This window comes from Cytobacillus praedii, assembly GCF_001439605.1.
Taxonomy (GTDB): Bacteria; Bacillota; Bacilli; order Bacillales; family Cytobacillaceae; genus Cytobacillus; species Cytobacillus praedii.
The window spans coordinates 55,241-61,180 of the sequence record NZ_LMBX01000024.1; the positions used below are offsets into that span (position 1 = coordinate 55,241).

Sequence of the window (5,940 nt, forward strand, 5' to 3'; positions counted from 1 at the left end):
GACCAACATTAAGTGTGTTTTCAAGTTTCATCATTACATTACGTTCGGTTTCTTTTAGGTCATATTCTTGCGTAAGTATTTTCCAATCATCGTTTAAATACTGAGCATCAATCCAAATACTAAAGGGATATTCTTTATATGAAAAATTATCGATTCCATGTCTAATCTTAACTGCATTTTTGATAATTGGAGATTTCGGCAATAATATATTGAATGTATCAGTAGGAATTTCTGTATTTGCTATANACGAAATCTTCTTCCTGTGTAAGTTCTCCACTAACTGCATGAGTAAATACTTTTAATTTTTCTTCAAAATTATTTATTACTAATTGTTGATTTGTAATCATGTTTTTGNACACCTTTCAATTTAATTTAGCGCGCTCTTTTTATTTTAAAGCCACAGCTAAAAAAGGTGGATTATTTATTCTTTATCCATTGTTAAGAGTCAGTGTTGATGGTAGTATATGAATATATACAACGAATATTCATAAAAAATATTCGTATAGATAATTTGTAAAGGAGGTGTTCACTTGTGGCAAGAGGAAAAAAAGTTTTTTCAGAAGAAGACAAAATTCTGATTAAAAGTAAATTGAAAGATGAATGTATGACATTTTGGATTTCTCAGGGTTATAAAGAGACGAGCATTGGCGCATTGTGTGAGAAAACAGAAATATCAACAGGTACGTTTTATAAATTTTATTCAAGTAAGGAAGAACTTTTTTTTGAGGTTTTGTATGACCTTCAAGAAATTATTTACGGGAATTTTATTGAGCGAATTAAACAACGCCCTGAAAAGTCCAGCTTTGAAACAGCAATAATTCAGCTTTACTACGAATACGAAAGCAAACCATTTATTTATGACGTAAAAACGACCGATTTCACATCATTTTATAGTAAATTATCCGAGGAAATGAAAGAAAAACTAGCATTTGATAGTAACGATCTTTTTCGTACTGCGATCAAACGAGCAGATCTCAAATTAAAAGTTCCTGAAAATTTAGCCTTTTCCACTTTCTCGGTACTTCTTTCAAGTATTGCAAGTAAAGAAGGAATTTCAAAGAATTGTGATCATTTAACTGCTTTTAAATTTATGACTAAACAGTTGGTAGCAAGTGTTTTTGAGTAGAAGATTAATTTCATATGAATAGGCGGGATAGAAATGAGTTTATTTTGGAGTATTGTAGACTTTCTTAAAGAAACTGCACCTTTCTTTATCTTATTTGATATCAGTGTAGCAATTGCCCTATTAATCTTAGGGTTAATTTTAATATCAATATCCAAAAAGAATAGAGAACAGAAGAAGAAAAAGTTTGTCGGATTGGTTTGTTTATCAGCTTCGTTGTTAGCTTTTTTGGGTGCTCTTTCTAACGCTTTTACTTCTTACATCGTATTTTAAAATTAGGAGAAAAGAGAGGGATAAAAATGTTGGACAAAATGTATACGATAATGGATGCTGCTTGTGAATGGGGAAATAAAAATCTAGGAACCTCTATTCGATTCCCTAAACCAACAAAAAAACCCATAGTATTCAGTGCATTTTCAAGTGGAATTATATGTATTGTAATTCTGATGTATGGATTTTTTTCTAACCACTTATGGGTTGCATTATTTGGTGGCCTTGGAATAATAAGCAGTGTTTTCATATATCAACAAAGTGTAAAAATGATTAGCAGATAAGTAGTAACATTTTCGAGTAGGTGGTGAGGTATGGACTATACTTTTTCGTCCATATCTTCATCTATACCTAATTATTGTAAAGTGACAGCTTTTTCTTTTGTATTGTAGTTACTGAAAAAGCAACTGTTTCCCCCATAATATTACTAAACATCGTACCTCTTATTGAACTAAACTGCATCATTAGTTTAAGTACTTTTCTTCACAATCTCCTTTAAAAGGTAGCTAAGAAAACTAAATTTTCATTAAAGAGGTTACTCCACAATCTGGCCCTTTAATGGAAGATCATTCAACATTTTCAAGAACCTTTTAGCTACTCACATAAGATATAATGTAAAGGCCCTTGGATAGTTTAAAAGATATTGCCCAACCATATCGTCTTTTGGATCCATGAACCTTGTGGGATTCCTCATATTTCCAACATACATACCCATTCGGAAATTCAAATTATTAAATGATTGATCGAGCAATTCTAAATCCGATATCATCAATATAAAAATCAGGCATACTCTTTCGACGACAAGTAGCTCCACATCCACGTTCTTCTTCTGCCCAGCTTCCTCCTCGAATTATTCTGTAATTACCAAATGTCTCTTCATTGTATAAGTCCCAGCACCACTCCCAAACATTACCAATCATGTCATACAAGCCCCAATCATTAGGCTTTTTTCCACCAACTTGGTGTACTCGTTCGCTAGAATTATCTTTATACCAAGCAATTTCATCAATTTCACTATACCGGTATCCTTTAGAATTTGCCTTACATGCATATTGCCATTCAGCATCTGTCGGTAAACGAAAACCATTAACACTATAATTGCAAAAAACTGATTTACTTTCATTATCAAGAGAATAATACCTTTCATAACTCAACACATCAGATAATAAATTACAAAAATTCACTGCATCTATCCATGTAACATTAACAACTGGTTTTCGAGCCTCAGTTTTTGTTAAAAATTTCTTCTCCATAATTATCGCATAAAGTTCCTCTGTCACCGGATATTTGGCAAGATAAAATGGCTTAATCTCAACATTCCAAATAACTTCCTTTAAATTTTTTCTACTACCCGGCATTCCGTATTTATAGTTTGAACTAATCCATTTTTGCTCATTTCGAAAATCCCGCAGGCGTATTTCTCCTTCAGGAATATATACCATCAATTCTTTTAAGTAGTCATTTAAGTTTGCCAACATCGTCCTCTCCTAAACTTGAATTATTGTTATTCGACACAACTCTCGCATTATTCAGATATTTTTTAAGGGCTATTATTTAAGTATTTCTTCACAATTTCAACCTAATATTAACATAAATATCCAGATTTATTTGGCAGACGATTCAAGAATTTGGCCTGATTACTGAAATAGGCACAATTCCTCTTCAAGAATTGCGCCCGTTGTTGAAGATGGACTCTGATCAGTAGATTTGGGGTTTCAACCATTGCAAAGGATACTTTTTGGCCATGTTTTAGAAATCTGAATCCATCAGGAAACCTTTCCGTATCAAGTAATATAGAACTGAAATTAAGAAAAGAATCGCTGATTGGTGAGTCTATTATAAACCAGTGAAAGCAACAACTATTATAAAGTGCTTTTCGGCTTTTTGATTGATAATTTTTTTAATATGTTCCTTCCAGCTAACAACGCAAAATATAAAGAAATTGTGACTAGTAATATTGCATAAAAGTCTCGTCTAGCAAGGTAAGTTGTAGAGTGAAGACCTTTTATAAGTAAGTGAGCAAACAGGTAGGAGATTGGCAATAGAATAATTTTTTCTAGTCCATTTCTTATTTTTTCGTTCTTACGGAATATGGCCAATCCAATTCCACATATAAGTAAAAATCCTATAGCAAACAACACATAGTAGCTTAAAACTAGCCGAGGTAACGTAATGACAGAACCATCCGTTATTGGATCTCCATAAATTAAAATATTTTCACTTCCATCGGTATTGTAATAATAGATTGAAGCGACCGTTTCTCCATTCGGGTTTATGACAGTATTTTCTAGGTTGTTTTTGCTTATTTTCTGGTGCCAGATCGTTTCCCATGTAGTTATATCATAGACATAACCTGAATTGTCTGCTGCTGGATATTGTTCTACATGGAATCCAGAGACTTCTTCACTAAATTTCAAAAGTACAGTTCCGTCATCCTTCTCGATGATTGAAACCGCATTTTCATTATAAGAAATGTATGCTGGCGCTGTCAGATAAGCCATTGTAACCACTGCAAAAACCAATGTTACCATGACTGAAAGAATAATCGTTTGTAGCTTTTCCCTTCTCAATGTATTTTGTATGTTTCTTAAGGGAGCTATATCGGTATCTACTGGCAGTTCTTCAAGAGTCCTCATTTCTTCAAGTCGTTTTTTGCAGTTTTCACAAGAAGCCATATGTTCTTCAACTATATCTCTAGTATCTTGACTTGCCATATTCTCGACATATAACGGCAGTATATCCCTAATCATATTACAGCTAATTTTCATTGATAATCCCCCAATCGTGCTTTAATCTTTTCTCTAGCACGGTAATAAGTAACACAAGCCCAGTTATCACTTTTTGCAAACAATTTGCCAATTTGCCTAAATGACAGTTCTCCAAATACACGGAGCGTAAAGACCTTTTTATATGGCTCTTTTAAATTCTGGATAATTTCATGTACCTTCATAGACGCTTCTGAAGTGGTTATTTCTTGTTCTACATTGTCTCCACTAGCTGGTTCTGGAACCGACTCAAAATCTACAAAGCTTTTTTTCTTACGCAAATAAGAGTAATAACTGTTTTTGGCAATTTGGCATAACCAAACACGGATATCACTATCCCCTCTGAAACTGTCTAGCGATGTTAATGCCTTCATAAAAGTTTCCGAAGTGATATCTTCAGCGATATGCTTATCGCCAGATAAACTATACACATATAAAAATACATCTTTAAAGTATGTATTATAAATATCCTCAAGCTGTGTCACCATCTCACCTCCTTACATATAAGACGCGATAAACTCAAATATCTTACAAAAATATAAGAAAAACCGAACAAAGTACGCCCGGTCCTTTTTCTTCTACCATAATTATTGGGCCCTGTAGTCGATACTTCTTCCCATGTATCCCTTTATAATATTCAGGGACCATTTCTCCTCCACATTGTTCACAATGAAATCGGTTTATTTTAAGTGAAATATATACAATCTTTACACTAACTAATATCTTATTACCAAGCGATCTTCAACAATCTGGCCCAATTGTGGAATAAAAAAAATTCTGCTTTTATACACAGAGTTATTAATCAAACTATATAATAAATTATCAATCCTTATTTTTATATTTTCGAATTTTGTTTTTAATGATCATTGTACCTGCCCATACGAGTGCTGTTATTAAAACAAACGTAATTTCCCTTAAATGAAAATAAGCGCTGATCCTTATTACAGGAAAGCGCCTATAATGGATTAACTAGAGCATGATCTCAATCTTAATTGTAGAATGAAAAATCACCATAAAAATGTTAAATTAGGGTTTACTACTACAGTGTGTTATACTTGGTCTACCATTTGTACTATTACCGATTTTGTTTCATGATTGTTGCATAAGCCCTATTCATTTATTTGAATATGGCTTTCATTCTATAGATAAAGTCTCTTGTTCTGTTTATCATCTGGAATTTGCAACCCTACTGTCCCTTAGTACAAATAAAAACAATTTAAGCAAATAAAAAACAGACCCTCCATTTAGGGTCTGCCACTTGATATTATTTAAGCTTTTTGAACGTTTGTAGCTTGTGGGCCACGTTGACCTTGTTCAACTTCAAAAGTTACACTTTGACCTTCGTCTAAAGATTTGAAACCTTCGCTCTGGATTGCTGAGAAATGTACGAATACGTCTTCTCCTGCTTCACGCTCGATAAATCCAAAACCTTTTTCTGCATTAAACCACTTAACTTTACCTTGTTCCATAATTGTTACCTCCTCGTGTGAGCCTCACACATTGTGTTACTATCCTTGCTCAAATACCTTAGACGAAAAACAAAATCTATTCTCAATCTTTGAAAAAAGAACAAAAATAATTCTTCCTAAGAGTAACAGACCTATCATGAAATAGCAAATTGTATAATTCTCATTTCTTATGAAGATATTTCTTTATCGAATGTTATTGAAGAAAATGCTCCGATATAAAAAGAACGCCTTCTTCAAGAATACCAGCTAATATGAGTCAACACTTTTCATTTAATGTTTTAAAATTAATCATGTTATAATAAATTTAGGCATA

General features: G+C 32.9%; 7 protein-coding genes and 2 pseudogenes. 3 read left to right on the plus strand and 6 right to left on the minus strand.

Annotated elements, in window-relative coordinates:
• Nucleotides 1–245: pseudogene (locus ASU02_RS27090) on the minus strand (GNAT family N-acetyltransferase); the annotation flags it as partial.
• A gap of 1 nt (nucleotide 246) precedes the next feature.
• Nucleotides 247–347 (minus strand): annotated as a pseudogene (locus tag ASU02_RS27095) (GNAT family N-acetyltransferase); the annotation flags it as partial.
• 185 nt (nucleotides 348–532) lie between these two features.
• Here ASU02_RS27095 and ASU02_RS20510 point away from each other — a divergent pair.
• From ASU02_RS20510 to ASU02_RS20520, 3 genes are read left to right on the plus strand one after another with little or no spacing between them, the layout of a single operon-like run.
• Nucleotides 533–1,126 carry a TetR/AcrR family transcriptional regulator gene (locus ASU02_RS20510; protein WP_057767129.1) on the plus strand — a complete coding sequence of 198 codons (594 nt, stop codon included), beginning with the start codon at nucleotides 533–535 and terminating at the stop codon, nucleotides 1,124–1,126.
• A gap of 33 nt (nucleotides 1,127–1,159) precedes the next feature.
• Nucleotides 1,160–1,396: a hypothetical protein gene (locus ASU02_RS20515; protein WP_057767131.1), complete on the plus strand. Its 237-nt coding sequence runs from the start codon at nucleotides 1,160–1,162 to the stop codon at nucleotides 1,394–1,396.
• A gap of 26 nt (nucleotides 1,397–1,422) precedes the next feature.
• Nucleotides 1,423–1,677, plus strand: a complete 255-nt coding sequence (locus ASU02_RS20520) for a hypothetical protein (protein WP_057767134.1) — start codon at nucleotides 1,423–1,425, stop codon at nucleotides 1,675–1,677.
• A 447-nt stretch (nucleotides 1,678–2,124) separates the two neighbouring features.
• On the opposite strand, the gene ASU02_RS20525 is transcribed toward ASU02_RS20520, so the two are convergent.
• From ASU02_RS20525 to ASU02_RS20540, 4 genes are all read right to left on the minus strand, one after another.
• A complete protein-coding gene (locus ASU02_RS20525) occupies nucleotides 2,125–2,871 on the minus strand; it encodes a formylglycine-generating enzyme family protein (RefSeq protein WP_057767136.1) in 747 nt (248 codons plus the stop codon).
• A 384-nt stretch (nucleotides 2,872–3,255) separates the two neighbouring features.
• Nucleotides 3,256–4,161, minus strand: a complete 906-nt coding sequence (locus ASU02_RS20530; RefSeq protein ID WP_057767138.1) for an anti-sigma factor family protein — start codon at nucleotides 4,159–4,161, stop codon at nucleotides 3,256–3,258.
• The gene (locus ASU02_RS20535; RefSeq protein ID WP_198317473.1) at nucleotides 4,158–4,646 is read right to left on the minus strand and encodes an RNA polymerase sigma factor; all 489 of its coding nucleotides are present in this window, start codon (nucleotides 4,644–4,646) and stop codon (nucleotides 4,158–4,160) included. The genes ASU02_RS20530 and ASU02_RS20535 overlap by 4 nt, the downstream gene beginning before the upstream one ends.
• Nucleotides 4,647–5,426: 780 nt before the next feature.
• Nucleotides 5,427–5,627, minus strand: a complete 201-nt coding sequence (locus ASU02_RS20540; protein WP_053474558.1) for a cold-shock protein — start codon at nucleotides 5,625–5,627, stop codon at nucleotides 5,427–5,429.
• Nucleotides 5,628–5,940 lie beyond the last annotated feature (313 nt).

Excerpts from the sequence above, each read along its gene's own strand:
- ASU02_RS20520 (WP_057767134.1), top strand. The coding sequence starts at position 1,423 with ATGTTGGACAAAATGTATACGATAATGGATGCTGCTTGTGAATGGGGA.
- ASU02_RS20530 (WP_057767138.1), bottom strand. The coding sequence starts at position 4,161 with ATGAAAATTAGCTGTAATATGATTAGGGATATACTGCCGTTATATGTC.
- ASU02_RS20540 (WP_053474558.1), bottom strand. The coding sequence starts at position 5,627 with ATGGAACAAGGTAAAGTTAAGTGGTTTAATGCAGAAAAAGGTTTTGGA.
- ASU02_RS20535 (WP_198317473.1), bottom strand. The coding sequence starts at position 4,646 with ATGGTGACACAGCTTGAGGATATTTATAATACATACTTTAAAGATGTA.
- ASU02_RS20515 (WP_057767131.1), top strand. The coding sequence starts at position 1,160 with ATGAGTTTATTTTGGAGTATTGTAGACTTTCTTAAAGAAACTGCACCT.
- ASU02_RS20525 (WP_057767136.1), bottom strand. The coding sequence starts at position 2,871 with ATGTTGGCAAACTTAAATGACTACTTAAAAGAATTGATGGTATATATT.